29 protein-coding genes and 1 pseudogene are annotated in these 26,104 nt (G+C 55.0%); 18 read left to right on the top strand and 12 right to left on the bottom strand.

Going from position 1 to position 26,104, the window contains the following annotated elements; translation table 11 throughout:
- The first annotated feature begins 272 nt into the window (after positions 1 to 272).
- From ACR3EN_RS20950 to ACR3EN_RS20935, 4 genes and pseudogenes are all read left to right on the top strand, one after another.
- Complete coding sequence (locus ACR3EN_RS20950; protein ID WP_480918525.1) at positions 273 to 713, top strand: TRAP transporter small permease; 441 nt, start codon at positions 273 to 275, stop codon at positions 711 to 713.
- Positions 714 to 993: 280 nt separating this feature from the next.
- Complete coding sequence (locus tag ACR3EN_RS20945; RefSeq protein WP_480918524.1) at positions 994 to 2,106, top strand: TRAP transporter large permease; 1,113 nt, start codon at positions 994 to 996, stop codon at positions 2,104 to 2,106.
- 43 nt (positions 2,107 to 2,149) lie between these two features.
- The gene (locus ACR3EN_RS20940; RefSeq protein ID WP_480918535.1) at positions 2,150 to 3,376 is read left to right on the top strand and encodes a C4-dicarboxylate TRAP transporter substrate-binding protein; all 1,227 of its coding nucleotides are present in this window, start codon (positions 2,150 to 2,152) and stop codon (positions 3,374 to 3,376) included.
- Positions 3,377 to 3,485: 109 nt separating this feature from the next.
- Positions 3,486 to 3,803, top strand: a pseudogene (locus tag ACR3EN_RS20935) (integrase core domain-containing protein); the annotation flags it as partial.
- 254 nt (positions 3,804 to 4,057) lie between these two features.
- Here the strand turns inward: ACR3EN_RS20935 and ACR3EN_RS20930 are convergent.
- Together ACR3EN_RS20930 and ACR3EN_RS20925 are read right to left on the bottom strand one after the other, a co-directional pair.
- A complete protein-coding gene (locus ACR3EN_RS20930; RefSeq protein WP_480871105.1) occupies positions 4,058 to 4,642 on the bottom strand; it encodes an NAD(P)H-dependent oxidoreductase in 585 nt (194 codons plus the stop codon).
- 11 nt (positions 4,643 to 4,653) lie between these two features.
- The gene (locus tag ACR3EN_RS20925; protein WP_480871103.1) at positions 4,654 to 5,586 is read right to left on the bottom strand and encodes an alpha/beta hydrolase family protein; all 933 of its coding nucleotides are present in this window, start codon (positions 5,584 to 5,586) and stop codon (positions 4,654 to 4,656) included.
- Positions 5,587 to 5,748: 162 nt separating this feature from the next.
- Here ACR3EN_RS20925 and ACR3EN_RS20920 point away from each other — a divergent pair, with 162 nt between their 5' ends.
- Positions 5,749 to 6,639 carry an AraC family transcriptional regulator gene (locus ACR3EN_RS20920; protein ID WP_480871101.1) on the top strand — a complete coding sequence of 297 codons (891 nt, stop codon included), beginning with the start codon at positions 5,749 to 5,751 and terminating at the stop codon, positions 6,637 to 6,639.
- Positions 6,640 to 6,830: 191 nt separating this feature from the next.
- Here the strand turns inward: ACR3EN_RS20920 and ACR3EN_RS20915 are convergent, their stop codons facing one another.
- Positions 6,831 to 7,736 (bottom strand): LysR substrate-binding domain-containing protein, encoded by a 906-nt coding sequence (locus ACR3EN_RS20915; RefSeq protein WP_480918523.1) that lies wholly within the window; start codon positions 7,734 to 7,736, stop codon positions 6,831 to 6,833.
- A 240-nt stretch (positions 7,737 to 7,976) separates the two neighbouring features.
- On the opposite strand from ACR3EN_RS20915, the gene ACR3EN_RS20910 reads away from it, so the two are divergent.
- From ACR3EN_RS20910 to ACR3EN_RS20900, 3 genes are read left to right on the top strand one after another with little or no spacing between them, the layout of a single operon-like run.
- The gene (locus tag ACR3EN_RS20910) at positions 7,977 to 8,834 is read left to right on the top strand and encodes a sterol desaturase family protein (protein ID WP_480918522.1); all 858 of its coding nucleotides are present in this window, start codon (positions 7,977 to 7,979) and stop codon (positions 8,832 to 8,834) included.
- Positions 8,728 to 9,936: a zinc-binding dehydrogenase gene (locus ACR3EN_RS20905; RefSeq protein ID WP_480871160.1), complete on the top strand. Its 1,209-nt coding sequence runs from the start codon at positions 8,728 to 8,730 to the stop codon at positions 9,934 to 9,936. Before ACR3EN_RS20910 ends, ACR3EN_RS20905 begins: the two co-directional genes overlap by 107 nt.
- A gap of 9 nt (positions 9,937 to 9,945) precedes the next feature.
- Positions 9,946 to 10,722: an MmgE/PrpD family protein gene (locus ACR3EN_RS20900; RefSeq protein ID WP_480918521.1), complete on the top strand. Its 777-nt coding sequence runs from the start codon at positions 9,946 to 9,948 to the stop codon at positions 10,720 to 10,722.
- Here ACR3EN_RS20900 and ACR3EN_RS20895 read toward each other — a convergent pair.
- Positions 10,710 to 10,931 (bottom strand): hypothetical protein, encoded by a 222-nt coding sequence (locus ACR3EN_RS20895; RefSeq protein ID WP_480918520.1) that lies wholly within the window; start codon positions 10,929 to 10,931, stop codon positions 10,710 to 10,712. The genes ACR3EN_RS20900 and ACR3EN_RS20895 overlap by 13 nt on opposite strands.
- Between ACR3EN_RS20895 and ACR3EN_RS20890 the strand changes: the two genes are divergently transcribed.
- Both ACR3EN_RS20890 and ACR3EN_RS20885 read left to right on the top strand, forming a co-directional pair.
- Positions 10,930 to 11,313 carry a hypothetical protein gene (locus ACR3EN_RS20890; protein ID WP_480918519.1) on the top strand — a complete coding sequence of 128 codons (384 nt, stop codon included), beginning with the start codon at positions 10,930 to 10,932 and terminating at the stop codon, positions 11,311 to 11,313. The genes ACR3EN_RS20895 and ACR3EN_RS20890 overlap by 2 nt on opposite strands.
- The gene (locus ACR3EN_RS20885; RefSeq protein ID WP_480871093.1) at positions 11,310 to 12,878 is read left to right on the top strand and encodes a trimethylamine methyltransferase family protein; all 1,569 of its coding nucleotides are present in this window, start codon (positions 11,310 to 11,312) and stop codon (positions 12,876 to 12,878) included. The genes ACR3EN_RS20890 and ACR3EN_RS20885 overlap by 4 nt, the downstream gene beginning before the upstream one ends.
- Before the next feature lie 488 nt (positions 12,879 to 13,366).
- On the opposite strand, the gene ACR3EN_RS20880 is transcribed toward ACR3EN_RS20885, so the two are convergent.
- The 5 genes from ACR3EN_RS20880 to ACR3EN_RS20860 all read right to left on the bottom strand — a co-directional run bounded on the left by ACR3EN_RS20880 (position 13,367) and on the right by ACR3EN_RS20860 (position 17,383).
- The gene (locus ACR3EN_RS20880) at positions 13,367 to 14,230 is read right to left on the bottom strand and encodes an MBL fold metallo-hydrolase (protein ID WP_480861154.1); all 864 of its coding nucleotides are present in this window, start codon (positions 14,228 to 14,230) and stop codon (positions 13,367 to 13,369) included.
- A 448-nt stretch (positions 14,231 to 14,678) separates the two neighbouring features.
- Entirely contained in the window at positions 14,679 to 15,524 is an 846-nt protein-coding gene (locus ACR3EN_RS20875; RefSeq protein ID WP_480871092.1) for an alpha/beta fold hydrolase, read from the bottom strand.
- Between the two features lies 1 nt (position 15,525).
- Positions 15,526 to 15,939 carry a winged helix-turn-helix transcriptional regulator gene (locus ACR3EN_RS20870; RefSeq protein ID WP_480861156.1) on the bottom strand — a complete coding sequence of 138 codons (414 nt, stop codon included), beginning with the start codon at positions 15,937 to 15,939 and terminating at the stop codon, positions 15,526 to 15,528.
- Between the two features lie 34 nt (positions 15,940 to 15,973).
- The gene (locus tag ACR3EN_RS20865; protein ID WP_480861157.1) at positions 15,974 to 16,360 is read right to left on the bottom strand and encodes a PaaI family thioesterase; all 387 of its coding nucleotides are present in this window, start codon (positions 16,358 to 16,360) and stop codon (positions 15,974 to 15,976) included.
- A 591-nt stretch (positions 16,361 to 16,951) separates the two neighbouring features.
- A complete protein-coding gene (locus ACR3EN_RS20860) occupies positions 16,952 to 17,383 on the bottom strand; it encodes a MarR family winged helix-turn-helix transcriptional regulator (RefSeq protein WP_480861158.1) in 432 nt (143 codons plus the stop codon).
- A 163-nt stretch (positions 17,384 to 17,546) separates the two neighbouring features.
- On the opposite strand from ACR3EN_RS20860, the gene ACR3EN_RS20855 reads away from it, so the two are divergent.
- A complete protein-coding gene (locus tag ACR3EN_RS20855) occupies positions 17,547 to 17,927 on the top strand; it encodes a hypothetical protein (RefSeq protein ID WP_480861159.1) in 381 nt (126 codons plus the stop codon).
- Positions 17,928 to 18,110: 183 nt separating this feature from the next.
- Here ACR3EN_RS20855 and ACR3EN_RS20850 read toward each other — a convergent pair whose 3' ends face one another.
- The 3 genes from ACR3EN_RS20850 to ACR3EN_RS20840 all read right to left on the bottom strand — a co-directional run bounded on the left by ACR3EN_RS20850 (position 18,111) and on the right by ACR3EN_RS20840 (position 19,570).
- Positions 18,111 to 18,476 (bottom strand): MOSC domain-containing protein, encoded by a 366-nt coding sequence (locus ACR3EN_RS20850; RefSeq protein WP_480871090.1) that lies wholly within the window; start codon positions 18,474 to 18,476, stop codon positions 18,111 to 18,113.
- Positions 18,477 to 18,558: 82 nt separating this feature from the next.
- Entirely contained in the window at positions 18,559 to 19,254 is a 696-nt protein-coding gene (locus ACR3EN_RS20845; protein WP_480871158.1) for a glutathione S-transferase family protein, read from the bottom strand.
- 7 nt (positions 19,255 to 19,261) lie between these two features.
- On the bottom strand, positions 19,262 to 19,570 hold the full coding sequence (locus ACR3EN_RS20840) for a YciI family protein (protein WP_480871088.1): 309 nt from the start codon (positions 19,568 to 19,570) through the stop codon (positions 19,262 to 19,264).
- A gap of 83 nt (positions 19,571 to 19,653) precedes the next feature.
- On the opposite strand from ACR3EN_RS20840, the gene ACR3EN_RS20835 reads away from it, so the two are divergent.
- The 7 genes from ACR3EN_RS20835 to ACR3EN_RS20805 all read left to right on the top strand — a co-directional run bounded on the left by ACR3EN_RS20835 (position 19,654) and on the right by ACR3EN_RS20805 (position 26,073).
- The gene (locus ACR3EN_RS20835) at positions 19,654 to 20,523 is read left to right on the top strand and encodes a LysR family transcriptional regulator (RefSeq protein WP_480825965.1); all 870 of its coding nucleotides are present in this window, start codon (positions 19,654 to 19,656) and stop codon (positions 20,521 to 20,523) included.
- Between the two features lie 552 nt (positions 20,524 to 21,075).
- The gene (locus tag ACR3EN_RS20830; protein ID WP_480825963.1) at positions 21,076 to 21,516 is read left to right on the top strand and encodes a VOC family protein; all 441 of its coding nucleotides are present in this window, start codon (positions 21,076 to 21,078) and stop codon (positions 21,514 to 21,516) included.
- Positions 21,517 to 22,226: 710 nt separating this feature from the next.
- Positions 22,227 to 22,598 (top strand): DUF3768 domain-containing protein, encoded by a 372-nt coding sequence (locus ACR3EN_RS20825; protein WP_480871086.1) that lies wholly within the window; start codon positions 22,227 to 22,229, stop codon positions 22,596 to 22,598.
- A gap of 251 nt (positions 22,599 to 22,849) precedes the next feature.
- Positions 22,850 to 24,712 (top strand): ParB/RepB/Spo0J family partition protein, encoded by a 1,863-nt coding sequence (locus ACR3EN_RS20820; RefSeq protein WP_480871084.1) that lies wholly within the window; start codon positions 22,850 to 22,852, stop codon positions 24,710 to 24,712.
- A gap of 175 nt (positions 24,713 to 24,887) precedes the next feature.
- Entirely contained in the window at positions 24,888 to 25,145 is a 258-nt protein-coding gene (locus ACR3EN_RS20815) for an antitoxin (RefSeq protein ID WP_480871082.1), read from the top strand.
- The gene (locus ACR3EN_RS20810) at positions 25,142 to 25,534 is read left to right on the top strand and encodes a PIN domain-containing protein (RefSeq protein ID WP_480871080.1); all 393 of its coding nucleotides are present in this window, start codon (positions 25,142 to 25,144) and stop codon (positions 25,532 to 25,534) included. Before ACR3EN_RS20815 ends, ACR3EN_RS20810 begins: the two co-directional genes overlap by 4 nt.
- Positions 25,531 to 26,073, top strand: a complete 543-nt coding sequence (locus ACR3EN_RS20805) for a hypothetical protein (RefSeq protein ID WP_480871078.1) — start codon at positions 25,531 to 25,533, stop codon at positions 26,071 to 26,073. The genes ACR3EN_RS20810 and ACR3EN_RS20805 overlap by 4 nt, the downstream gene beginning before the upstream one ends.
- Positions 26,074 to 26,104: the final 31 nt, after the last annotated feature.

The raw sequence follows: 26,104 nt of genomic DNA, 5'->3' as shown, positions 1-26,104 counted from the left end.
TCAGAGTTAAGGCTTCGCCCTTGATGGCGACATGCCCTGAGGGTTCCAAGCGGCTGACGCTAAACTGGTCTGCCGATTCAAGATTCCGCACTTCAGAAGTGATATTTTTGTATCTTTTCAGATTCTAACTTTTGTTTCATCTGTTGAAATTTAATTTCATTTACTTTCGACCCTTTCCTGTAGACCCTGTTGTAGAGGAACCCTGCGAGAGTTCGCGGGAACAGGGGAGGAAGGCATATGCCGACCGGCATTTTGCTGGCCCTCGGGTCGGAATGTTAACGCTTTCAATCAAAAGGGCGACGGTCGCGCTTGAGTGGGTTGCCGTCATCACCCTCATCCTGATGGCCGTTCACGTATTGGCCGACGTTGTGGGCCGTCAGATTTTCGGGCAGCCGGCGCCGGCGACAACTGAAGTCGTCGCGTACTATTACATGGTCGCCGCTGTATTCCTGCCGCTTCCATTCGTCGAGCTTCGAGACCGTTCGATCTCTGTCGACTTGTTCTACAACATGTTCCCCTCAATGATGCGGCGGTTCTCAGACGTTGTCGCCAATGCGGCCGGGATGCTGTTCTGGGGGATGTTGACGGCCAAAGCATTCACCGACGCAATCGAAGCCTTCGAAAAGGGCGAAATGGTGGACGGCACCTACACCGTTCCATTTGGCCGATGCGCTTTGCGCTACCGATCGCTTTCGGCTTGGCGACAATTGTAGTTGCAATGCGAATTTTCCAGAATGGTACTCCGGACAACGAAGTAGATCCGTTTTGCCTAATGAAAGTGGGCCCAAAAATGGAACTTGATCGCTTCGAAATCGGCTTGCTTGGCATTGGCGCTGCACTTCTGCTCATGGCGTTGCGAACGCCCGTGGGTGTCGTGTTGGGTTTGGTTTCGTTTTTCGGAATCTCAGCCCTTACTTCGACAAAGGCGGCCTGGAGCATTTTGACAGGAATCCCTTTGCGTTCATCACCAATTGGAATCTCTCTGCGGTGCCCATGTTCCTCCTGATGGGATACATCGCAAGCCAGACCGGCCTGACTTCGGGACTGTTTGCGGCGGCACGCATATTCTTGGCCCGTCTTCCGGGCGGTCTGGCGTCTTCTAGCGTGATCGCGTCTGCTTTGTTCGCTTCGGCTTCAGGTTCTAGCGTAGCGACTGCAGCTGCATTCTCGCGCATTGCGGTCCCCGAGATGTTGAAAGCCAAGTACGAGCCTGGGCTGGCCTGCGGCGCAGTTGCGGCTTCGGGAACTTTGGGGTCGCTGATCCCACCATCTATCCTTCTTATCCTCTATGGAATTTTTACAGAGACTTCGATCTCACAACTCTTTCTGGCTGGCTTGATCCCGGGCCTCGTCTCGGCCGCTATCTACATCGCCATGATTACAATGCGGGCCAAGTTGAACCCTGCCTTGGCGCCGACCTCTTCGGAACAATACAGCTGGTCACAGAAAGCCGCCGCAATACGCGACATCTGGCCATTGCCAACGCTGATCGCAGGTGTGATGGGCGGCATCTTCTTTGGATGGTTCACACCCACGGAAGCGGGTGCGATCGGGGCCGGGCTCGCCACACTCATAGCCTTGTTGCGCGGAACTTTGACGCTGGCGGTGATCCGCCGCGCTTTGATCGATACCGCAGAGGGCACCTGCACGATTTTCATTGTCGCCGTTGGTGCTGCAATGTTTGCCCGTTTCTTGAATCTTGCGCGGGTGCCCGATGAATTGGCTTCGATGCTTCTGCCGATCGCAAACGATCCGATCACATTGATCATCTTGCTGGGCCTGCTGTTCATCATTCTGGGAATGTTCGTCGAGAGCATCTCTCTCATGCTCTTGGTTATTCCGATTGCGACGCCGCTCCTGACGGCAATGGACATCAACTACATCTGGTTCGGGATCATCATGGTCAAGCTGCTCGAGATCGGCCTGATCACTCCGCCCATTGGGCTGAATGTTTTTGTGATGCGAAGTGCCATGGGTTCGACCATCCCGCTCACGACGATGTTCCGCGGCACATTCTGGTTCCTTGGAATGGACTTCTTGACTCTCGCGCTGCTGATCGCAGTTCCGGGTCTCACGCTGTTCCTGCCGACACTGATGACTAACTGACCGCGCTCAAACCGGCGCACCTGACAACAATGGAGGATTGCAAATGAAAATGAAGCTACTTGGAGCCGTCTCAGCCTTGACGCTTGCCGCATCGGGTTTGGCTGCCGAAACGCTGACGATCACATCGTGGACAGGCGAAAAACACCCGTTCTCTGTTGACTACATCGACTTCGTTGATCGTGTGTCCGAGAAAGCCATCGGTGACATCGAATTTGACCTCTTTGTTGGGGGGGCTTTGCTGCCACCGAATGCCGTGCTTGCCGGGATCCGGGACGGTGTGGCTGACATTGGCAATAACGTTGGGGCCTATACTCCAGCCGATTTGCCGATCAACAATCTGCTGAATGACGTCTCCTTTGCCTGGTCCGACAGCATTGCTGCAGGCATTGCCATGACCGAAATCACGCTGATGAACGAAGCCGCTCGGGAGGAGTGGGAAAGTCAAGGCGTAGTCTTTATCAACGGTTGGAGCACGCCCGTCTACTACCTGGCTTGCGTCAAGGATATCCAGACGGCTGACGATCTGAAGGGAATGCGGATCCGGACCGCTGGTGGTGCTCATGTCGAGTGGGCGAACTATGTCGAGGGTACGCCTGTCTCTGTCCCGTTCCCGGATGTTTACTCGGGTCTGCAGCGTGGCTCGATCGACTGCGTCATGATGAATGCCTCGGACATGGGGCAGGGTTTCCAGATCGCGGAGGTTGCGGACAACTTCACGCTCCTGTCTCTGGGTACCCATACGTCGGGCGTTCAATATATGATGAACCAGTCTACATGGGCGGGCTTGTCTGTTGACGTTCGTGATATGCTCTTGCGTGAATTCGCCCGTCAGTTGGTGCGCTTCCAGCTGAATTATCGCGTTTTGGAAGAAGCGGGCATGCAGGCTGCGCGTGACCACGACGTCGATATTCGCGAACCGGACGCGTCTTTGTGGAGTCCCTCGCGGCTTTCCGCGACGGCTACTATGCAAGCCTTGCCAACACCACGGAGGACAAGCGCGGGATCGATCCTGCACTGTCTCAAACACTTATCGATCAGTATCAGTCGGTCTATGACAAATGGGTTGGGCTTCTTGCAGATGTCGATCCGACCGACGAGGAAGCGATCGTCAGCCTTGTGGAGCAAGAGATCTACAGCAAGCTCGATCCGACGACATTCGGTCTATGATCGACGACGACAAGCGGTTGATATCCTGACCGTCTTTCGGTTGGGCAAACAGCAGAAAAACAATCCTGCCCCCCTATCTGGAGGGCCGGATTTCGCATCTTAGCGGCCTTTGAATCGGAGTTCTCGTTTGTTCCGGAACGCCGAACAGCCCTCCGAAAAATCCTCCGTTGCAGTCATGGCTCTGAACGCCAGGCGGTCTTTCTCTATCCCTGATGCTGGTCTCGGACAATGGGAGGGAACTGACATCGAACACGATGCCGAAATGGCAGGAAGAACGCAAAGTCGGCTGGCACTACATCGCGCCGGGCAGGCCCATGCAGAATGGTCCTGTGGAAAGCTTCAATGGTCGAATGCGCGAGGACTGTCTCAACGAATACCTGGTCCCGCGTCTGCGCAACCCCCGCCGAACGATTGCGGCATGGCGCGACAGCTACAATCAACACCGCCCACATTCGAGCCTCGACGGGCTTACCCCGTGGGAGTATCACCGACGATCACGCGAGGATCACACCCTGGACAGAGTTAACTGAAAAACGCGGTCTCCAAGGGGATCAGGAAAAAAAGTCCACCGTACGCGAAACTCTCCTCGGGATGCCATGAGATATCAGTGAGCCAAAAGGCCCCAACAACGCTTACGTGCAGTCACATTGCCGATTTCTCTTGGCCTTACAGAGCAGTAGGCTGAGGCAGTTGCATTTCTGCATATGGCATTTCGCGGGAACGGCGGGGTCGTACAAGGGCGACTACCGTCTTTCTCAATCCGGTTGGCTGGGGCTCAGCGCACCTAGAAGTTTTCGCCGAGATGTGTGGTCAGCCGTTCAAAGTCCGCTTCGATTTCCGGGTTCTTCATCACGTCGTAGCATGCGAACGTCGGCGGTGCTTCCATTGCGAAAAACCGAAAGTTCATGTGCATTGGGAACCAGAGATCGTCGACGCTTTTGCCTTGGAACAGGTACTGTGAGGGATCGTCGAAGGCTTCCCGCGGCGCGTTGAAGGTCAGCGACAGCATGTACTTCTTCCCAGCCAAGGTGCCACCGGATCCGTATCCCTCCTTCGGGGCCTCCGAGCTGCGTCCGTCATATAGGCAGAGCGTTCCGGCCATACCGGCCGTATAAACATCATCCATATACTTCTTCATCGGCCACGGAACGCCCATCCAGTTAACCGGCGACTGCACGATGATCACATCCGCCCATTGGTGCCGCTTCAGCTCTTCCTCGACATCCCAGGCCTCATCGGTGGAGGTGGTCTTGGCCTCATATCCCTTTGCGGTGAGCTGCTCGGTCATGCGGCGGACGATTTCCCCATTGAGTCCGCCGGGGGCGAACTCATAGTGGTGATGGGCATTGATGATGTGTGCATTCGGCATCTTAGGATCCCCTAGTTCATGTACTTGTCGAACCAGGCGATCATGCGCTCGGGGTTCTCGCCGAAGTAATTGTAGCCATCGAAACGGCGCGTCGTGCCTTCGATCCAGAACAGTTCTTTTTCGTTGGTCCCCAAGAGATCGAACGTCTTTTGGCCGTCTTCCGGTGTCGTCCAGGCGTCGTCTTTGACCTGCACCACAAAGGTCGGGATCTTCACGGCACCTGCGAAATCATGCGGCGTCATTTCCGCATTGGTGAAACCGCCGAGTTTCTTTTGCTCGAAGTCCAATTGTTCCATGTACTCACCAACGCCCTGCAGCTTAGCAAACTCGCCCATGAGCGAGGTCATGGACACAACCAGCGGGCTCAGCATGCAGAGAACATTTTCGAATATCTCGGGTCGGCGCGACATGGCCTCGTATTGTGCGTTGCCGCCGGTACATTGGCTGTAAAGGCCAAGCTTCATCTTCGACAGTTTGGGCTCGGCATCGACATAGGCCTTTGCCCCGACGCAATCGCGCCACTCGTAGCGCCCGATCCCACAGATCCCTCCATTCGCCGCGCCAGAATTGCCGTGGTTGCGGAGGTCATACGCCAGCACATTGTAGCCAGCGCGTGCGAGATGAGCGATGTGCGCCACAAAGTCGATCTCAAGATCGTCGACCCCGTTCCATGGCTCGCCCCAATGGCCGGTGAACCCCGAACGGCTCATGGGCATGGGATGGTTCATGATAATGAGTTTGTCGCTTTCGCCATCCGCCGCGGGCACATACCAGCCCTCCAGCGGCGTACCATCGTCAGAGGGGAACGTGACGTCCTCCCATACTGTGATGCCATGATCGGAAGGGGTCTTGTGCACCGGGGTGCGAAACACCGGCTTGACTGCGAAATTGGCAAGAAACTTTACGATTGCGAGCTTGTCTTCTGGGATTTGCGTGTTGGGCATGGTCGCCTCCTGTCCTGTGATGACCGGGAGGTAAGCGCTGCCGCCGCGGTGCAGAATGTCAGCGGCTCTCAAGAACCTGTCAGATTCTCTCATTTCTTTCGCTCAGCCCTAAAAACGAGCATCCGTTGTGTTAAGTAGCGCGAAAAGCAAAGAGAAAACGACATGCACAATGCTCTCACCGGCGCAGCGGACGCGCTTCTGACACGGTACCGGAATTGCAAGCCGGGCGGCTTCAGCGACACAGACTTGGATCATGTCCGCTTCTTCTTCACGGACCGGGCGGTCCCGCGTGAGCCGTTGCACTATCCCCCTGGTCTCGCGATCATGCTGTCAGGCAAAAAGATCGGGTTCCTGAACGGTCGGCGTTTTGAATATGGCGCGGGATCCTATCTTGCGGTGGGCCTGCCGCTGGTTTTCGAGTGCGAAACGCAGGCGTCGCCCGATCTGCCGCTGTGCGGTCTGTTCATCTCACTTTGCCCCATGACGCTGTCAGAGTTAAGCACCGTCGTCCCTATTCGAGCCCAGAGCCGTGCAGACCTGTCGACGCATCAGGGTGTCGAACCCTTGCAGGTGCAGGTCCCCATGGCGGACGCCATCGCGCGGCTGGTCCACCAACTCTGTACGCCACCGCAAGCGCAGGCTCTAGGCGCCGGCACGATCCGCGAGGTTTTGTTTCATGCTCTGAGCGACAATCATGGTCGGGTGCTGATGGCGCTGACGCAAATGGGCCAGCCGGAGGCGCGCATCGCGGAGCTATTGCGGTGGGCCGAAAACCAGGACGAAGCACGGCTGGACACAAACACGCTTGCTGCCCGTGCTGGAATGAGCCCGGCGACCCTGCATCGCTATTTCAGAAGCGTCACCGGCTATCCACCGTCGCAATACTTCAAACGACAGAAGTTGCTCCGCGCGAAGGGTTTGCTGAGCGCTCAAGGGCTCACGGTGGCTCAAGCGGCTCATACGATAGGCTATGGCGACCCGACAAACTTCAGCCGCGACTACCGTAAGCTCTTCGGGCATCCCCCTAGCCAGGATCGGGAAGGTGCGAACTAGCCGTCGAGAGTACCTCCAAACAGGTCCGTTCCGCAAAACGCAATGTCGCCAGATTGAAGATCTCGCAGATGCGGCGAATGGCGGCTGTGCCGCGCCGCAGTGTAGAGACAAAGCTCATCAGTGAACGGCAACTCTGGGCCGCTTCCTAGTTGTGGCCGCAAAAGTGGAGTTTCCTTAGGTTTTTGTCCTTGTCACGGCGCGCCTTCAGAAAGAGAGCCCAGCCATTCCCACACTTTCATAGCAGCGGTGTTTCTCGTAGCTCTCTGAGTCAAACAGGCAAAGTATCCTCGTTTGGTTCGGACCCTCTTGTTCGCCAGCCGCACCAGTTGTCCTTGATCAATCAAACTTTGAAAGAGCGTTTCCCAGCCGAGAATCACGCCATCACCGTTCATTGCAGCTTGGAGGTACACCATGAATGAGGTGAATCGTTGCTCGGATCGAGGGACCGGTAACGATATGTCGGTTCCTCCGAAATACGTCTCCCAATCATTGGCGTGCACTCCGGTAGAAAGGTGCAGCAAGGGCAGTCGCGCCAGGTCTTCCAGCGCGTCTCCGACGTTTGAAAACGCACCAGGCTTTGCGAAAGGCACCAGCTTTTCAGAGAAGATCGATACGTTAAGCATCTCTGGGAGCTGGGTTGGATCGTTGAAAAGGATCAACACGTCAGACTGGGCTGTTCGGTAGGTTTCGTTTTGATCTCGGGAAACGAGTTCAATAGCAATGTCTGGGTGTTCAGTTCGAAAACTCGCCAAGCGTTGCATCAAATAGCAGCTGGCAAACCCAATCGTCGTGTTCACTACCACAACGTTCCGATCTGGTTGGGCCTTTATGTGGTCGATAGCGTCCGCGACTTGAGAAATGCCGCCGGAGATTGCTTTGAAGAGGAGGTCTCCCTCAGCCGTCAACGTTGCAGCGGGACGCTTACGAACGATAAGTTTAACCCCGAGTTCTGCTTCGAGTTCCGCAACGCGCCTGCTGATCGAGGGCTGCTGCACATTCAATTCACTCGCGGCACGCGTGAAATTCAGATGCCGGGCAACGGCCTCAAAGGCCGTGAGTAACTTCCAGTTCAACGTAGGCAACGTATATTCCCTCATGGAATATTATGTATAACTCTTTTAGGCGTTCTCATCAGGCCCGCAAAAGCCCAAAAATGACGCAGTGAGGTTGAATTTCGGATGTACTGAAGAGTGAACGAACAGATCATAGACCATTCCGTGCCGGAAGGCGGTGCCAAAGAGTGGGCGTGGAATCCTGCTATGCCTATTCCTGTGAGCCCGGTTTTTGCTTGGCCACCCCGACCTGTTCAGGCGGCGCGATGGCTTGCATCGTATTGGTTGGCTCTGTCATCCACAGTGATCGAGCTTGGGCTTGCCATTGCGGTCTGGTGGCTCCTGCAGCCGACTTTCGACGCAATGCAAACGCTTGATTTTTCTTGGATCATGATGATCTGGGTCCGCAATATCGCTTTGCTCGTCCTGGTGGCCGGAAGCCTGCACCTTTGGCTCTGGCGGTGGCGCGGTCAAGGAGAGACCACCAAGTTCGACACCCGCGACCTTGCTGTGAACAATCGCAATTTCACCTTCCGCAATCAGGTATTCGACAATGTCTTTTGGTCCCTTGCTTCGGGGGTGACAATTTGGACGATCTACGAAGTGCTGTACTTCTGGTGCGCTGCCAATGGGTTTGCGCCTGTTGTCAGCTTTGGCAGTGCGCCGATCTGGTCAGTCGTCTGGCTCATACTGATCCCTCTGTGGGCATCTTTCCACTTTTATTGGATACACCGCCTTTTGCACTGGCCACCAATCTACAAGCGGGTGCATTCGCTCCATCATCGCAACGTCAACGTTGGTCCATGGTCAGGTATGTCGATGCACCCGCTCGAACACCTCGGCTACTTCTCGTCTGTTCTGATCCATTTTGCAGTCCCGTCCGACCCGATCCACGTGATCTTTCACCTGTATAATCTGGCGCTGAATCCCGCAGTCTCGCATGCCGGATTTGAGAAGCTGTTTGTCAAATATCGCAAACGCATGGCGCTTGGGGATTTCTTCCACCAGCTGCATCACCGTTACTTTGAGTGCAATTATGGCACAGCCGAAGTGCCATGGGACGTCGTCTTTGGCTCGTTCCACAATGGCACACCTGAAGCCACGCGGCGTGTCCGCGACCGCAAGCGTCGTTTGGGGCGATGATATGAAAGCGCAGGCTGCAGTCATGTACGGTGTCGGTCAACCTCTTCGTGTTGAACAGCTTGATTTGGCAGAGCCAGGGCCCGGTGAAGTGCGCCTTCGCATGGGCGCGGCTGGGGTTTGCCATTCAGATTATCACGTCATGTCAGGCCAAGCAGGTCACGAATTGCCGGTTGTGCTCGGACATGAGGGCGCAGGTACGATCACAGCCTTGGGCGAGGGCGTCGAGGGCCTCTACCTAGGCGATCACGTCGTGCTCAGTTGGATTCCCTATTGCGGGGAGTGCTTCTTCTGCAAGAACGAACAAACCCACCTGTGCCAAGCCTATAAAGAGTCACTTTGGGCTGGAACCATGCCGGATGGCTCCTGCCGGTTTTCGAATGCAAGTGGATCGGTTTATCACTTGTCGATGCTCGCTTGTTGGGCTGACAACGTGGTCGTGCCGCAGGTAAGCTGCGTGAAGATCGACAAGGCTGTTCCCTTTGAAATCGCTGCTCTTCTGGGATGTGCTGTCACCACGGGGGTCGGGGCTGCATTGAACCGTGCCAAGGTTGCGCAAGGTGACAAAGTCGCAGTGATCGGAGCAGGCGGCGTTGGGCTCTCAATCATTATGGGCGCAAAGCTTGCAGGCGCCGCGCAGATCATCGCCATTGAAGCGTCACCCGAGGCCGCGGGCAAGGCACGCCACTTAGGGGCCACGCATTTCGTAGATGCAAAGAAAGACGTAGGTGCGGCTATTCGAGCCCTCACTGAACATGGGGCGGATCATGTCTTTGAAGCTGTCGGAAAGCGGATTTTACAGCGCGCCGCCATAGATTACTGTCGCCCCGGAGGACAGGTGACCTTTGTTGGGATGGACGCCAACGATGCGACGATTGAGTTGCCATCCACCGGCATCATTCGGTCAGAGATCAACGTCACAGGGTCGATCTTTGGCTCTTGCTGCACGACTCGGGACTTCAAGGAATATGGTCAGCACTATTTGGATGGTGACCTGCCCATCAACCAGCTGATCGGTCGCCGCTACCGGCTGGGTCAGATCAACACCGCAATTGATGACATGCTGGCCGCAAAACCCGGGCGCGGTGTCATCTTATTCGACTAGAGCAGTGAGATGATCGAGACCGCACTCACCCGTCTTGCAAGATTTGTGTCTAAGGGCGCATTGACCCCAGATCAGACAACTACGGCCAATCTCAGGGACAGTGTGATCGACACACTTGGTTGCATGATTGTCGGGGCCAAGACAGACGTCGCGCAACGCTGCCGTTTGGCAGTTGCAAATATGGGAGGAGGAGGACCCTCGCGTGTTGTAGGATCGTTTGAGCGGTTTTCACGACCACATGCGGCATTCTTAAACGCCGTGGCTGGGCACGCGTTGGATTTCGACGATTGGGAAATCCCCGGTAATACACACCCGACGGTGGTTTTGCTACCCGCATTGCTGGCAGTAGCGGAACTGCACACGAGAGGAGAGGACTTGGTTCGTGCTTATCTTGCTGGGTTCGAAGTGATTGCCCGACTCGGTGAAGCCTTAAACTTTGAACACTACGACGCTGGATGGCATTCAACGGCAACTTTAGGAGCGATAGGTGCGGCCGCGGGCTGCGCGCGTTTGATGGGGCTGAACCCATCTCAGACGGCGAGAGCCATGTCCTTCGCCTGCAGTTCCGCTACCGGGTACACATGCCAGTTTGGCTCAAGTGCAAAGCCTGTCCAAGCAGGGTTCGCAGCGCGTGCCGGTGTGGAGGCCGCTTGCCTTGCCAAAGCAGGGCTCAGCGCTCAGCCTCACGTGTTTGACCACCCCGCGGCCTCGCCGCACTTATGGGAGGTCTCAACACAGACCGTTTGGAGCAGGTTTTGCAAAAACTGGGGATGTCATACGCTCTGAGCGAACATGGCCTCGTTCTTAAGCCATGGCCAAGCTGTGGCTACACCCATCGGATCATGACCTGCACACTGGCGATGCGCGACCGCGTTCCGGTGGAAGAGATTTCGCAAATCATCCTGCATATGCCCGATTTCCACGCGGCTGTTCTGCCGTTCGGCAGACCAAAAGCGCGCGGAAGCACTTTTCAGCGCACCCTTTGTTGTGTCCATGGGGCTTTTGGTCGGAGATCTGACACTTGCCGATCTTGATAACGAAGCTTGGAAACGTCCCAATATCTCGGAGTTGATATCGCGCTGCGAACTTCGATCGTTTAGTCCTAAAAGACCTGATCTGAACTACAGCCCCGAAGACCCCGACCGTATAGAGGTCATTCTACGGACAGGCGAACGCATCGAAGAGCGCTGTGTGTACCCTTTAGGCGCTCCGGAAGTTCCAATGTCAGGGCGCGACGTCATGGCCAAGTTCAAAGCCAATCTTGGTCGGATGTCCGAAGCGAGTACCAGGCGCACGGTTTGGATGGCCAAACTACAAGACTGGCCAAAGGCCCCCTCCGTACTTGACCTCTTTTTCGAAGAAGGACTTGCCCCATGAGTAGAGTGAGATCAGGGCGCAACGCGCGGCGCGCGGCGCGGCAAGGTGGTGCCGGTTCAGGTCCCACCACCTCGATCTGGCCAGGGATCGAAGGGGGACAATATCGTCCAATTCCCAAAGACGGGATTGAAGCCATCCATCAAACGGCGCTGCGTATCTTGGCTGAGATAGGTATTGCGAGTGCCACGCCCCGCTGTATTGACACTGTCGTTGCCGCAGGTGGTTCGGTCTCCGAGGCAGGCAGACTACTCTTTCCTTCAGACATGGTTGAGCGCGTCTTGGAAACCGCCGTTCGTGGCTTCAAACTGTACGGTCAGACGCCCGAATATGATCTCGACCCGTCCGGAACGCGCATTCATCTCGGTACATCCGGCGCGGCTGTTCACATCGTGGACAGTGAAAGCGGCGAGGTGCGCGACACAACCTTATCTGACTTGCATGATATGGCGCGGTTGGCTCAAGCTCTTCCCAACATTCATATGTTCCAACGCACCGTTGTCGCACGGAATATACTTGATCCTCATGCAATGGAGTTAAACACGGCCTATGCGTGCGCGGCGGGGACCAAGAAGCCCATAGGAACCTCCTTCAGTTCAGTTGAGACAATGCGTGCCGCCGTCGAGATGTTCCACATTATCGCTGGTGGGGAAGAAGCGTGGCGTGCGCGTCCGTTCTGCTGCGTCTCAACGTGTTTCATCGTTCCACCGCTTACCTTTGCGGAAGAAGCTCTCGGCATAATAGAGTGCGCGGCAGAGACGGGCACGCCATTGAAGCTCGTATCAGCGGGACAGGCCGGAGCGACCAGCCCTGCACCCCTTGCTGGTGCTGTCGCTCAGCAGACGGCTGAAGTGCTGGCGGGGCTGGTGTATGTTAATTTATTGAACCCCGGCCATTCCGCGCTCTTTGGAGCATTGCCTTTTGTCAGCGACCTTCGGACCGGCGCGATGTCGGGAGGCAGCGCAGAACAAGGGGTGCTCATGGCGGCCTGCGCGCAGATGGCACAGCATTACGGCATACCTTGCGCGGTCAGTGCGGGCATGACCGACTCCAAGTTACCGGATTTCCAAGCCGGTTACGAAAAGGGGATTACCGAGCTATTGAGCGCATTGGCGGGTGCCAACCTGATTTATGAGGCCGCCGGGATGTATGGCTCACTGCTTGCCGCAAGCAAAGAGAGCTTTGTGCTCGACAACGACCTCATTGGATCAGTTATGCGGGCCACGCGCGGTTTCGAGATCAACGAAGATGCATTGGCGTTTGATGTCATTCGCGAGGTGTGCCTCGAAGGCCCCGGTCATTTTCTTGGTAGCGACCAGACCTTGGGTAGAATGCAAAGCGACTACTACTACCCGGCCTTAGCAGACCGCGCGACGCCTCAAGCCTGGGCAGATGCAGAGACTCCAACACTTCTCCAGACAGCTCGTGAAAAGACACGAGATATTTTGGAGCAACCTGCGGATGCGGTTTTTGGCTCAGAAACGAATTCAGAGATCATGGCTAGGTTTCCTGAGATCCAAGAAGCTTGGTCTGATTTGCAAGGCATCAAATCGTCTGCACAAACTTAGCTTTTTCGCTCGTACAAAGTCTTGGCTGTTCCTCGATTCGAGCACTTGGAATTGGGTGGTGATAGTCAGTTTTAATGGCAGCTTTTGGGACGCTGCGCTGTCGCAAAGGCTGTTTAGGTCAAGGTCCGGTTAGGACCGGTCATCATGTGGAGTTGGACAGGGCGGCCCGCACTATGCTGCACTTTGGTCCTACGACTGCTCCTAGTCCAAAGTAGCTTCTATACAATGGGTCTTGGGTGCTAACCTGGACCAGTGACCGATCTTGTCTTATCCTACGACCCGCACAATTTAGATGCAGAAACATTATGCGGCGCTATACAAGCGGAGTATTGGGGACGTGATCTTTCGAAACACAGATCCTCACATCCTTTGAGCAATCTTATTTTATAATCGGCTTGATTGACGGAAGTTAAACTGGATTAGCGCGAGCTGTGCCGGATCGTTCAGCTTTCATGACTATATCGATCTGACCGTGTAATCCTCTATCATCAACCACCTGAGGCTTCATCTAGCCCCAGAGAGGCAGCACCGACAAAAAGCGTCGATAGGTTGTCGTGTAACGGAAACGCAGCCATCATTTTGGCAACAAATTCACCGGTTGATGGCTTCTCTGCCAAGAAGTGATTTGCTGTATTTAGATACGCGATCGTTTCTTCTATAGCGCGGATGTCGTTTACTGAATCCGGGGTCCGGTGAGAGGCCACGACAATCTGCGGCTCTAGATCCAGCAGATCCGAGAGCGTTTGGATCCAAGCCGTACGTTTGTCATGGTCACTATCAATCAACGTCGGGTGCACATGATTATAGGCTATGTCGCCCACAACAATTGCCGCAAGGCTGGGGATGTGCACGTAGCTTGATCGAGATATGTCCGATTGGCCCACTTCAACAGCGTTGATCTCATGACCTTCGATATCGAGAGTTCCGGTGGTAAGCTCAGGAATCGAAACTGTTTTTGCGATTTCTTCTGAAAAGAGCGACGCCCACATAGCGCGATCGCGCCCAGTTTCCTTTTCTTCTTCGATGAAATCTATCGTTGATTTGGTTCCGACAAGGGATGCTTCCGGAAAATGCTCCAGAAGTATTGACGCACCAATATAATGATCGAAGTGGCCGTGTGTGATGTAGATTGTGCGCAGTCGTTTACCCGAAGCTTTTATCCAATCAACGAGGCGCTTTGCGTCCTTCAAAGTAGGTGCCGTATCGACGAGGACTGCATCTTTCTCCCCGTAGATGAGCGTCGCGGTCGAATGCGGCCATGTCCAACCACCTTCAGGTGCCTTAAGGTCGGAAGGCATGTTCAGTGCACACGGAGGGATGTCAAAGGTTTCGATTGCGAGTTGCTTTTCCATGTTTGGCTCCTTCTGGGCGTAACGTGTTCGTTCGCATTGCATGGACTCTCAATTACCTTGGGCAAAAACATCGTTCAGGATCTGCCAAGACTGAGTTCTTTGAAGCCGCCTTAAGACTGCCGAGGCAAATGCGCATTGGCTGCTGAGGTATCCGGAATGCCTGGGCAGGGTGTCTCAAATCTTGCTGACGCGCCGGTGACAGAACTTGCAGAACGCGGACGCCGGGGCGCGATCCTGAGACCTCAACGTTTGTGTAAGTACAACGATCAGTTTCGGTACAAATAGAAAGCTGATTTGATCAGCTGCCCCGTCACCGCAGACAGGGCATTTGCCTCGATCAAAAACTGGCGACATCTGATGAAACTGATAGTCAATGCCTGTCTTAGGCCCTGGCAAGACACCCTTTGAACACGTCACACGAATATCCGCATGAAGAAACCGGGCGACATCATGCGCCCAAAAACTCCAGAGATTCTTGCACGAACTGATCGTAGTACTGGAAGATCCCACCGTGACCTGCATCCTTATAGAGCGATAAACGTGCGTCTGGGATGCCGAGCATCAGATGCGCAGAGTTTACACTGGGCACCATGATGTCATGTTCACCGTTCGCGACGAATGTTGGCTTTGTAATTTGGCTCAGATCGGGCGATGCGCTGCTTGCATATTCCGCAATGGCCGCTAACTGCGCGCGAAACGATTTCACTGATACCTTTTTGACCCGTCCGGTTTTCTTTTCGCTCAAGCGAGAAAGGAACTTGCGTGCCTCGCGCTTGCCGGTCTCAGTGCGGGTAAAAAACAAATACACCCGAATATCAGTGAACGTCAGAAGGCTTAGCAATTGATAGCGATAGGCTTGGCCCGGAATATGACGAATACCGATCCCTCCCCTTGGACCGATACCAGCCAAGACGATTCTTTGAGCAAGCTCGGGCTCTTTGAGGACGATGTCCTGAACGACGGCACCACCAAGAGAGAACCCAAGCAGGCAGACTTGTTCGAGCCCCAGCGCCTTGATGAAGGCTATGCCATCATCCGCCATACCCGCGACCGTTTTTGGGGTGGCGCCTTCTGAGCCACCAATACCGCGATTATCGAAAGTGAAAACCTGATGCTGCGCCGCCAGCCCGTCAACGACCGCGGGGTCCCAATCGTCAATTGTACCCGCAAGATGATTGAACATCACGATTGGGACACCCGATTTAGGACCGATGGTCCGATAGGCAAACTTGGTACCATCTACAGAAACAAATTGTGTCTCGGCATCGACGTAGCGGGTTGTTTGCGTGCGCATTCTATGTGTTGTCCCTGATGAGCGTTTCGGTGACGGCCGCAATGAACGCAGCCTTGTCATCCTTGATGTCCTGGATGCGGCTGCGCAGCGCGTCCGTGAGATCCAAATGGGCATCCGACCATATGTAAATTTCCGCCATGATCGGGAGCAGACTGATCCCTTTCGGAGTGAGCCTGTAGGCAGAGCCTGATCTGGTTTGGGTTGAGTTAGACTGTTCTATGATGCCCTTTTCGGTCAGCATCTTGAGTCGGTCTGCGAGGATATTCGTCGATATCCCTTCCTCGGATTTCAAAAAATCGCTGTAGGTGCGTTTTCCCACGAACATCATGTCCCTGATTATGAGAAGGGTCCACTTATCCCCCCATATCTCCAGCGACAGGTTGATGGGACACCTCGATCGGTTGCCTTGTTTCATTGACATTCCCCCTGACAGTTCCTGCGGATGCACGTCATGCCGCAATATGAGTAGTGGTCAGGTCGAGCAATGTCCTGCCATCATCAGAGGAGACTGTTGTGCGTACAGTTGAAACGGTTCGACCCTTCTTCACAAACTCTGCCTTTGCATGAAGTGCGCCCTCCCGGCTGTTGGACAACATGTTGGCGTTAAGGGTGATGGCCAAAGGGAACCCTTTCATACCAGGCGTCGGGCGTTCGCCCCGAAGTGCAAGCGTTGTCGCCACGACATCTGCGAACCAGATCATCGCACCCGCGTGCACAGTTCCGAACGGGTTTCGGATTCCATCTTGGATCGGCATGAGGCCCGTCGCTTCACCTTCTGCAACGAACGAAATGTCAAATTCGATCGACCCATTCAGATTGGCAGTCAGGTGAGACATGCTCTCCGGCTCCTTTGTAATGGCGCTTGCGTTTTGCAAGTTCCGCGAACATGCGACATGAACTTGCATTTTGCAAGTCCTTAGACTTAACGGCAGGATCGAGAGGGTGAATGTCCGAACCGAACCGATTGTGTTGAAAACTCCGATTCTGCCGAAATTTGGTGAAGAAATCAGCCATACGGCGCTAGTCGGACAACTAAGCCAAGGGGTTGGGCCAAAACAATAGTTCGGCGATGTGAGAGGCGCTCACGGGATTCTGCGCGCAAATGGAGCCGACTTTTCTGATGAAACGGAACTCGGCAGAAAAATAGGTAGCAAAATATTAGAGTTTTTAAACGCAATCAGCCCAGAAAGACCGATGCAGCGCGAGAGGCAAAGCTCTGTTTGCGCTGGTTCAACAAGCCTCTTTTCTTGCACTCGCAGCTAACGGCAGGTTCGAAAGGCAGCATCTCAATATCGGATGGCAAAGCTCTATGATGGGTTAGGGCAGTCCGTTGGTCTAAATGATTTGCAGGTGTTCGAATGCTGCGTGACCTACTCGGCTGGCTTAACGACGGCAATATTTGATGCGGTCTGAGTGTTGCGTGTCGGCTATTTCGGCACCGCGTCGCGAAGTGCTCTCTCCAGCAGATTTCGCAGTAGGTTTTCTTCCGCTTCTGACATTGGCTGGAGGATTTCACTAATCGTCTCGGAGATGACTCGCTTAAGCGTATCGACGACCTGTTCTCCTTCCTGCGTCAACGACACGAAGGTAACCCGCGCATCGTCAGGCGATCGTTTGCGTTCCACTAACCCCTTCGTCTCGAGCGATCTTATGCTGCGTGTCATCTGAGACTTGTCGCGCGCTACCTGTTTGGTCAGTTCTTGCAGGCTGGGACAGCCCATATCGGACAGAGTTAGAAGTACAATGCCGCCACCTGGGCCAACTTTCTCGGTGTCGAAAGCATGTGCCTTGGATTGTAGGCCGAAGTGGATGCGTCGCATAAAGCGATCTATCAAGAGGGCCAGTTCTGCGTCTTGCATGGAAACACTTTTGTTGACAAAGTCCACAAAATATCAAAAGTGGACAACATCAACTTATCTATCCCCAAATGGGTGCAGACGAAAGGGTAGTCGCATGAATACTCGGACATCGCTTCCACTCAAGATTTCTGCGGTGCTATGGGTCATCTGGGGTCTGGTCCACATGTTCGCAGGCATCATGACAATTTCGCAAGATGCAGGCGGGGCTGTGGCAGGAATTGCAGATGCGGTCGACCCAAACCTACTTGCGGGTGAGTACCATCCAGCGGTCGGCGCGGTCTTGAACCAGCACGGCTTCAACTTGCTTTGGATTGGTGCCTTTACAGTCTTGGGTGGTGTGATGATCTGGCGTCATTCGGTAATGTTCATCTTTATGACAGCCGCTGTTGGTTGGGTCGCTGACGTCGGCTATTTCGTCTTCATGGACTTGGGTGGCTTCGTGCATTTTGTGCCCGGGACTGTCATGACGATCTTTTCTTCAGCCGCCGCCATTCTAAGCTTTTGGGCGTATTTTTCCGGAATGCGTCGCAGACCACTGGTTTGAAGTGCTTGTCGCGCACGATGAGCGACATCGACTGAACTGAATCTTAGTTCCGCTCCCCTATTTCCTATAGGGGTGAACGACGCGTGGGTGCTGCGCCGCGTCCGAGTTTAGAATTAGGACGTTGCATTCCCAAAAAGGTGCCGTTTGAATGTCATCCGCTTCAAACAAGGTATCATTTATTCGTCAAATCGGAACAATCTGATCGTTGGGACTGATAACACCGGATCTGATAATCCTGCAGTTCAATCCAGATCTGTGCCTCAGGCGATCGCAAACAGATTTCCCCAGGAGTTTATCCAAGTAGCGGCAGGGAGTGTTCAGTCGACCACCTTGAAGAATGACGTCACCTACTCGGAACTGCACACCAACCAAATGGTTCAAAGGTACTGAGCGGGTTGTCAGGTTTCTGCGGTGTTCAAAGGGTTCAAGGTCGATGTCATGATCTCTTTTCAACGCAATCAGGGTTTCCACTTCGACCAGAGTGACTTCCCGAATATCCGCAATATGCGAATAGAACCCGGTCCCAAGTGCATAGCGATCTCCGTCCAACCCTTCGCCGGCAACAGCTTCGACAGCATCGCGCTGCTACATGGGTGCGCCACCTTTGTCGGCTGTATGAATGTGCAGTACTTCACCTGCGAATGTCATGTTCGCTTTCCCCGTTCCAGTTCATCATTTTGTTTTGAAGTTCATCGACCAATGGTCGGATTTTAGGGCGTTCGCAAGTCAAGTCGAAGCAACGGCGGACCGCCGGGAACGCGTTCAACACTGCGTCAGGCCGGGCCAACCCATAGGCGGCCCACATGGTCATATGGATATCTGCGAGGCTGAACTGCTGACCCAACGCAAATGGCCCTTCGTTTTTCAAGAAACGGTCGTAAACCTGCCAACGATCCATTGCCTGATCTTCCGCCCTGGCCTTGATACCCGCGCTGTCAGCTGGGTTGTTCGTATAGTCGGCAGGTTTGAAGTACTGGCGTACGGAAGGTTGGATGTCGTTAGTCTGAAAGAAGAGCCGTGACAGAAATAGGCCCCGGTTTTCGTCGCTTGGTTGGGGCACAAGCCAGGTCATTCGGTGATGTTCCGCCAGAAACAGCATAATCGCAGCGGCCTCATGCAGAACATAACCGTCCAGGGTGATCAATGCTGGGATGTATCCCGCAGGGTTGATGGCCAAGAAGTCTGGTTTTCGATGATCACCACGCAGTTCGTCCACCTCGCGCAGCTCATAGTCTAGACTGCCCTCTTTGAGGACCATCTGAGGTCCGATGGCTCGGGTAACCCCGCCACCGTACAGGACACATCGACCCGGTTTCTCTGTGTTCATATCAGCATCAACCCGGCACGTTGATGAGGCGATTGCCGCTGGCAAAGACCTGTTTCCAAACCACAATTCGATAAGCCTTTCGAAGCCCTGTCGGCCAGAACGGGTCTGCACGGATCAAGTGTTCAACATCCCGCGGATTATCTGCTTCCACGATCCAGCAGCCATCCAGCCCTTGACCGGAAGAGGCTTTCAACGGCCCAGCGGCATCAATCTGTTCAGCGTGCGTTTCGAGAAAGCCTAGATGCTGATCCATGAACTCCGTTCGGATGTTCGGGTCAGCATCTGCTGCGTCTTCAAAGAGAACCAAGTATTTCATTGAAGCCTCCATTTGATGCCTAGAACAGTTGCACAGCGTTTTTGCCAGTTGAAACAATATCTGTGCAAAACTAGTCTGCAAAAATGCAGAAAACGGCTTGGGATGATCTCCGCTTTGTGCTGGCGCTTTATCGCGCGGGACGACTGGCCGCTGCCAGTCGAATTCTGGGAGTTGCCGAGACCACCATTTCGCGGCGGATCGCCCGGCTCGAGACTGAGCTTGAAACGAAGCTTTTCATTCAAACTGGTCGTGGGACCTACATTGTAACAGACGCCGCCAAAACCGTTCTGAACCACGCCGAACAGATGGAAAGCCACTATCAGGCACTTTCCGAACAGGTGGATCGGGCGTCTGTCTCAGGTAGCGTTCGCATCAGCTCTGTGCCCGGGATCGTCTCGCAAATTCTTGTTCCAAGCCTGTCGAAATTGATAGATGAACACCCTCACCTCACGATTGAACTGGTGCCCGAGGCCCGCAACGTAGACCTGACCCGTCGCGAAGCTGATCTGGCTGTTCGTTTTGCGCGGCCTTCGACCGGCGGGTTAAATACCAAAGCGCAAAAACTTGGCAGCTTGGAGTTTGGCGTTTTCGGCCCGGCGCATTTGGACCAGTACAGTGAACCAGAGCTGCCGTGGATTGGTTACGATGACGACGGTCAAAGCCGACCCCAGGCCAAATGGACCGAAACGCTGCGGTCTCAATCCGGTGGAGATCTTGCGCCACTTCGAGTGTCATTTCTGGAAGTGGCGCAGGAAGCTGTAGCGAATGGTCTCGGGAAGGCCTTGCTTCCGGTCCGTATTGGGCAAAATGATCGCCGCCTGACGAAGCTGGAACAGTATAGCATAACGGGCCAGTTTGCCCGAGATGTTTGGCTGCTGCATCATAATGATACATATGAACGGTCAGCAATCATCGTTGCAAGGGAGTGGGTAAAGCAACTGTCTTGGAATTGAGTCACTGGCGTGCCGTATATTCCGTTAGGTGCCGAAACCCGGCTGCACGCTTGTCGAACTTGAAGTAGGCCTCCGATGAATTATAAGCCCAGTGGCCTTCGCTACGAAACGTGATCGTCGTTGCGAACCAATTCTCGACTATCAAAAGGCCAACCGATGCATATCGCAAGGTTCAGCTAACGTCTCTCTCGGGTTGATATCGGCAAGGAGCCTTCATCGATCCAGGCAGCCCTTGGGAGATCGGCGCTCGATGTTCAGTTCGTAACGAGAAAGCGTGATGCGCCTCCAGGAAGGACTGCCCATCACTGGACGCGGTGACAACAGCGACCCAGATCTTCGCTATCAATCATGTGTCCTGCAGCGAGATCATCGCCGATGAAACGCCTTTGGGCGGTTAACGGCTTCTGCTCCACTGGAATAGTCGTCGATGAGATGTGACGAGAAGTCGGGCTCAGAATCCAATCTGCAAAATGAGGCACTTTGCGCGGGTGTCCGGTCCTGTGTAGCGTTCAAACTGATGGGTCGTTTGTAGGCAAAGCAGGAGAGTCCGCTTTGAAATTGTCACATGTAAGCCTCACTGCGCGGGATGCTGATCAACTGTCTGCTTTCTACAAAGGAGTGTTCGGCCTCGTAGATAGGCGTCCGCCCAAGAAGCTTTCCGGCGAACTGTTTTCTCGCGGAAATGGTTTGCCAGATACGGGCATTTACTCCATCTGGTTGGAATTCCTCAAAGATCACGAACCCTTCTTGGAGATCATGGAATACACCGAAACACCCCAAAGGGGTGTCCCTGCTGTAAATGAACCCGGTTTTGGCCATCTGGCAATCTCAGTTTCGGATTTAGATAAGGCAGTTGATAATGTGCTGCGATTTGGTGGGTCATTACAGGGCCAAATCACCAACTTTGGCACTGAAGAAAAGCCGCACATGATGGTTTACGTCCGTGATTCTGAAGGCAACATATTGGAACTTGATCAGCCCTACTCATCTTGATTGCGATCAGCGGTAGTTTGGTCCTGCGACCTGTGAGTTTTTTCATGGAGTGAAAGTAGCTCCTGACGGTTGCAACCCGCCTTTTGACAAACTGGGCCGTTGTTAAGGAACGATCCGTATGACGGGTGCGGTGACGTGGGTAAATTGCAACGGGTCATTGTTAAATCGGTGGAGTTCCGCGCGGGGCGCGCGGCTCGCATGATTTAGTAGACAGGGTAGGGGATCGACACGGGCTTGCGCCCGCGCTCACCCCACCCCTGACATTCTCATGATTGGCTGAGCAGACCGCCGGGCGGTCTGCTGCGCTTGTTTCCCCGAGCGGCGAGGGGCCGAAAAGCTCTCGTATCAGATCCGGTCCAGGGGGAGGGCGCAAGGAGAGACCCGCGCTAGGCGCGGCTCGCATTTCTCTTTTTTTGTACGCCTCAAGCAGAAATCGCGAAAATCCCGGTTCCTCCCACGCGCGAGCGCGCGGGTCCCTCCCAAATTTCCCCAATTTCAGCCTGACCCCCAGTCCTCAGATCAGAAACGGATCTTTTCCATCGGCCCCCCTCCTTCGCCGGGAAAAACGCGGGTGGGTGCGGGTGTCGATGTCAATGCCAATGGGCGTTCGGGTGAACCCTCACTCCTTGGCCCATTGGAACAAACCGAACCACTTGCGGACAGGTCGGGCGCAGATCGGCCACCGCATCACCACGAAAGAGAGGTCAACTATGGCTGCAACCGCACATCAGACCGTTGGACCCGGTCAGGTCGATTATGCCCTTATCGGTCAACAGAACGACGCTTTCCGCAAGGGTCTGCCCGAAGGCGGGGAGGGGATTATCGTTCAGACAACCGCTATCGACAATATGGGTCCCGGCTTTGTTGCAGAATGCCTGAACCAAATCGTCACCTATGACGACTTCAACGAAGATAATGATCCCTACGGCACCCATGAGATGGGGTCCATGGACATCATGGGCCGCAAGGTCTGGTTCAAAATCGATCTGTACGACGAGACCTATCAGTACGGGACACCGGCCCCCACCGATTTGAGCAAGACGCGCCGCGTCCTGACCATCCTTTTCCCCAGCGATTATTGAGTTCGGCCCCGGCCATGCGGTCGGGGCTGGATGCGCAACCTGCGCAGGAAAGGAGGTGAGAAAATGAACCCATACACCATTGAGCGTCAACGTCAGTTGGCTTGGAAGAACCTCAAGAAGGGCGGCCTCTCCGGCAAGATTGCCCGCGCCTTCTTGAAACATCACGGAGCCGTCTAAGCGGCCTCGCTCTACCCCGGAAGGGGTAGGGCACCCTTACCACGAAACTTCACCATGAGAAAAGGGTTACCCCTATGACTAAGCAAACCAAGATCACCGCAACCGAGGCCCGCCTTCCGCTGGCATCGCTGGCACTTTCCCCGATCAACCCGCGCCAGATCGTACCGGAGGCCGAGGTAGTTGAATTGGCGGAGTCCATCTGGACTGTTGGCCTGATCCAGAGCATCGCCGGTCTGGCCGACGACAAAGGCGGCGCTGAAATCGTCGCTGGTGGACGCCGCCTGCGCGCGCTTCAATATCTGGCTGAACAGCACGATGACCTGGCCAGCATCCGCCCAGAACTGGCGAACCCGCTGGTGATGATCGCGCCGGATGTTGAAACCGCCCAAACATGGGCGACTGCGGAGAATATCACCCGCAAGAACCTGTCACCTGCCGAAGAAATCCGCGCCTATGGCAAGATGGACAAGGCCGGTGCGCCCGCCGCTGGCATCGCGCGCGCCTTTGCCGTGACCGAGGCCCATGTTTACAAACGCTTGAAATTGGCGGGCCTGCCGGAGCAGGTGATCGACGCACTTGCTGCCACGGAAATCAACGTCGGCGAAGCTGCTGCGTTTACGATCTGCGATGATACCGACCTGATTTTGCGAGTGCTGGAACAGGCCCGGAAAGGTCACCTGTCGGAATACCAGATCAAGAACATGCTGAAACCGGATGCGGTCAGCGCGTCGGATCGACGGGCAAAATATGTTGGTCTGGATGCCTACAAGGAGGCCGGTGGCCGTGTGTCTGGCGACCTCTTTGCCGAAAAGACCTTGCTGGATGATGAGGCAATCCTTGACCAATGCTTCGCCGATAAGCTGGCGGTGGCCGCGCGCACGATCCGGCAGGAACAGGGTTGGAAATGGGCAGAGGTTGTCGATGCGACATACTTTGGCGGCTACGATATCGACCAGATGAAATGCGCTCGCATCTATGCTGAGCAAGGCAAACTGACCGAGGAACAGGCCGAGCGCTATGACGAACTGGCCGAGCTTGCAGAGGCCGAAATGCTGGATGAGGCAGGCGAGGCTGAGTTGGAGGCGTTGCAAACCATTTTGGACGGTGCCTATTCAGACGTTCAAAAGGACTGCGCCGGGATCATCCTGTATGTCAGCAATTCGGGCGAGTTGAGTGTTGTCGAAGGGCTAGTTAAGCCTGAGGACAAAGAGGCGGCGGTTGCTGCCTGTGTACTGGCCGCATCGAAGCACAAGACGTCCAATACCGCCGAGGCGTCCAATAAGCCGCGTATGTCTCAGGCGCTGGTTGATGATCTGGCCCGCGTGGTCACAGGCGCGCGCCAACATGCCGCCGTCAACAATCCTGATCTGATCCTTGCCTTGCTGGCTTTTCAGGTTTCAGGCGGCACGAAATACGACAATCCCATCGGTCTGAACGCATCTGATGTGCCGAACTGGCCGACCACCGAGGCCAGCGGCTACGCGCTGGATGAGCGCCTGACGACGCCCACCGAATGGGTCGGTGATGCCTTTGACCGCGATCTGGCGAAGGCGTTCCGCAAGTTCCGCAAGAAGGGTGACGACCACGTTCAGGCAGAGTTGATCCGGCATCTGGCGGCACTGCTGAGTGGCGGTGACAAGAAGCTGAAAGCCCTGATCGACAAAGAGGTCAAGACCGACATTCGCGCCGTATGGACGCCGACATTCGACAACTTCTTTAGCCGCATCGCTGGGCCATACCTCAACGACATCTGGAAAACCGTGCTAGGTCTCAAAGAGGGCAATTATCAACTCAACACCTTTGAAAGCCTCAAGGTGGGCGAAAAGCGCAAGAAGCTGGATGCGCTGTTCAACGACCCTGAGACCCGCGAGGCGATGAAGCTGAGCAAGGCGGTCGAGAAGCGGATCGCCACATGGGTGCCCGAGGGCATGGTCTGAGAACCGCAGGCGGGGCGCAGAAGCGCCCTGCCACATCGATGACGTTTCTGCAGGCGATAACGGGTTGAAAGCGAACGCGGAAAACAGCCGATAGAGGCTGGTTTTCACTCACCCATAGCTTGAATGGAGCGGCAGGAGGGTATATATTAATGATAGATACCAAATGGAGGTGGCAATGCCAAATACAGCGGTTGCAAAAGTATTCATGACCGGTCGGTCTCAGGCGGTTCGGTTGCCGAAAGAATTCCGGTTCAAGACCGATGAAGTGCGGATCAGGGCCGAAGGCTCGAGGGTTATTCTTGAACCCATCGAAAACGATTGGGAGTGGTTGGACGAGCTGCACAAGCTGGGTCCGCTTGATGAGGATGCTGCGCGGTCTGCCGAGGAAGACGTGGCGCCGCAAGACCGCCCGGAACTGGATGTGTTCAAGTGAAATACCTGCTCGACACCAACGCCGTCATTGGGATCATCGCAGCCAATAGCAGCCTGATTTCCCGCTTGTCTGAGCATGTGCCAAGCGACTTCGCGGTGCCGTCTGTCGTCATGTATGAACTCTATTGGGGCGCATACAAAAGCGCGAAGGTTGCTGAGAATGTGGCGCGTATGGATGCGCTCCGGTTCGAGGTGCTGGACCTGTCAGCCGCTGATGCGAAAGCCGCTGGCCTGATCCGCGCTGATCTGTACGGGAAAGGCACGCCGATAGGGGCCTATGATTTGTTGATCGCAGGGCAGGCGGTTTCGCGGTCCCTGACGCTCATCACCAATAACGTCAAAGAGTTTCGCCGGGTTGAAAATCTGATCCATGAGGACTGGCAAACATGACCAAAGTCACCACGCCAACCGCCGCAGAGAGCGCAATCCGCCGCGTGTGGAAATCCGCCCAGATGTATATCGCGTTTCACAAAGACCAGAAAAAGCGCAAACGCGAGGAGCCGAAACTTTGGCCGCCGAAGAATGGCAGCGCGTCGCTGCATGATGATATCGCCGAGCAGGAGGCCATTGTTGTTGTCAAAGCCGCTGATGCCGAAGACACCCAGGATGTGCAAATCAAACTGCATCCCAGCCGGATCGTTGTGCGCCGTGATGCCGATAGATGGTGGCAGGGTGTTGCGATGGACGATCATTCGGTGACCGTCCGTATGGCCGACAACACGATCATTGAAATCCGGCATGACGGGTCAATTAAGCGCCGGTCTGCCGAGGATGAAACACACGTTGAAGCGGATGGCAGCATTTTCAAATGGACACCGCACGCAGAGGCCACGATGACCGGCGACGGGATCGAAATGTCCCGACGCACCGATGACCGCATTGCGGCCATCACACATGACGGCGTTGTCGATCGGGCGCGCAAGCGCTAATCTGGCTTCAATACCTCCAGACTTTCCTTCG

This window comes from Ruegeria sp. G7 (assembly GCF_056535465.1).
The sequence above is the reverse complement of the archived record's forward strand: the minus strand, read 5'-3'. Positions and strand labels throughout refer to the sequence as shown.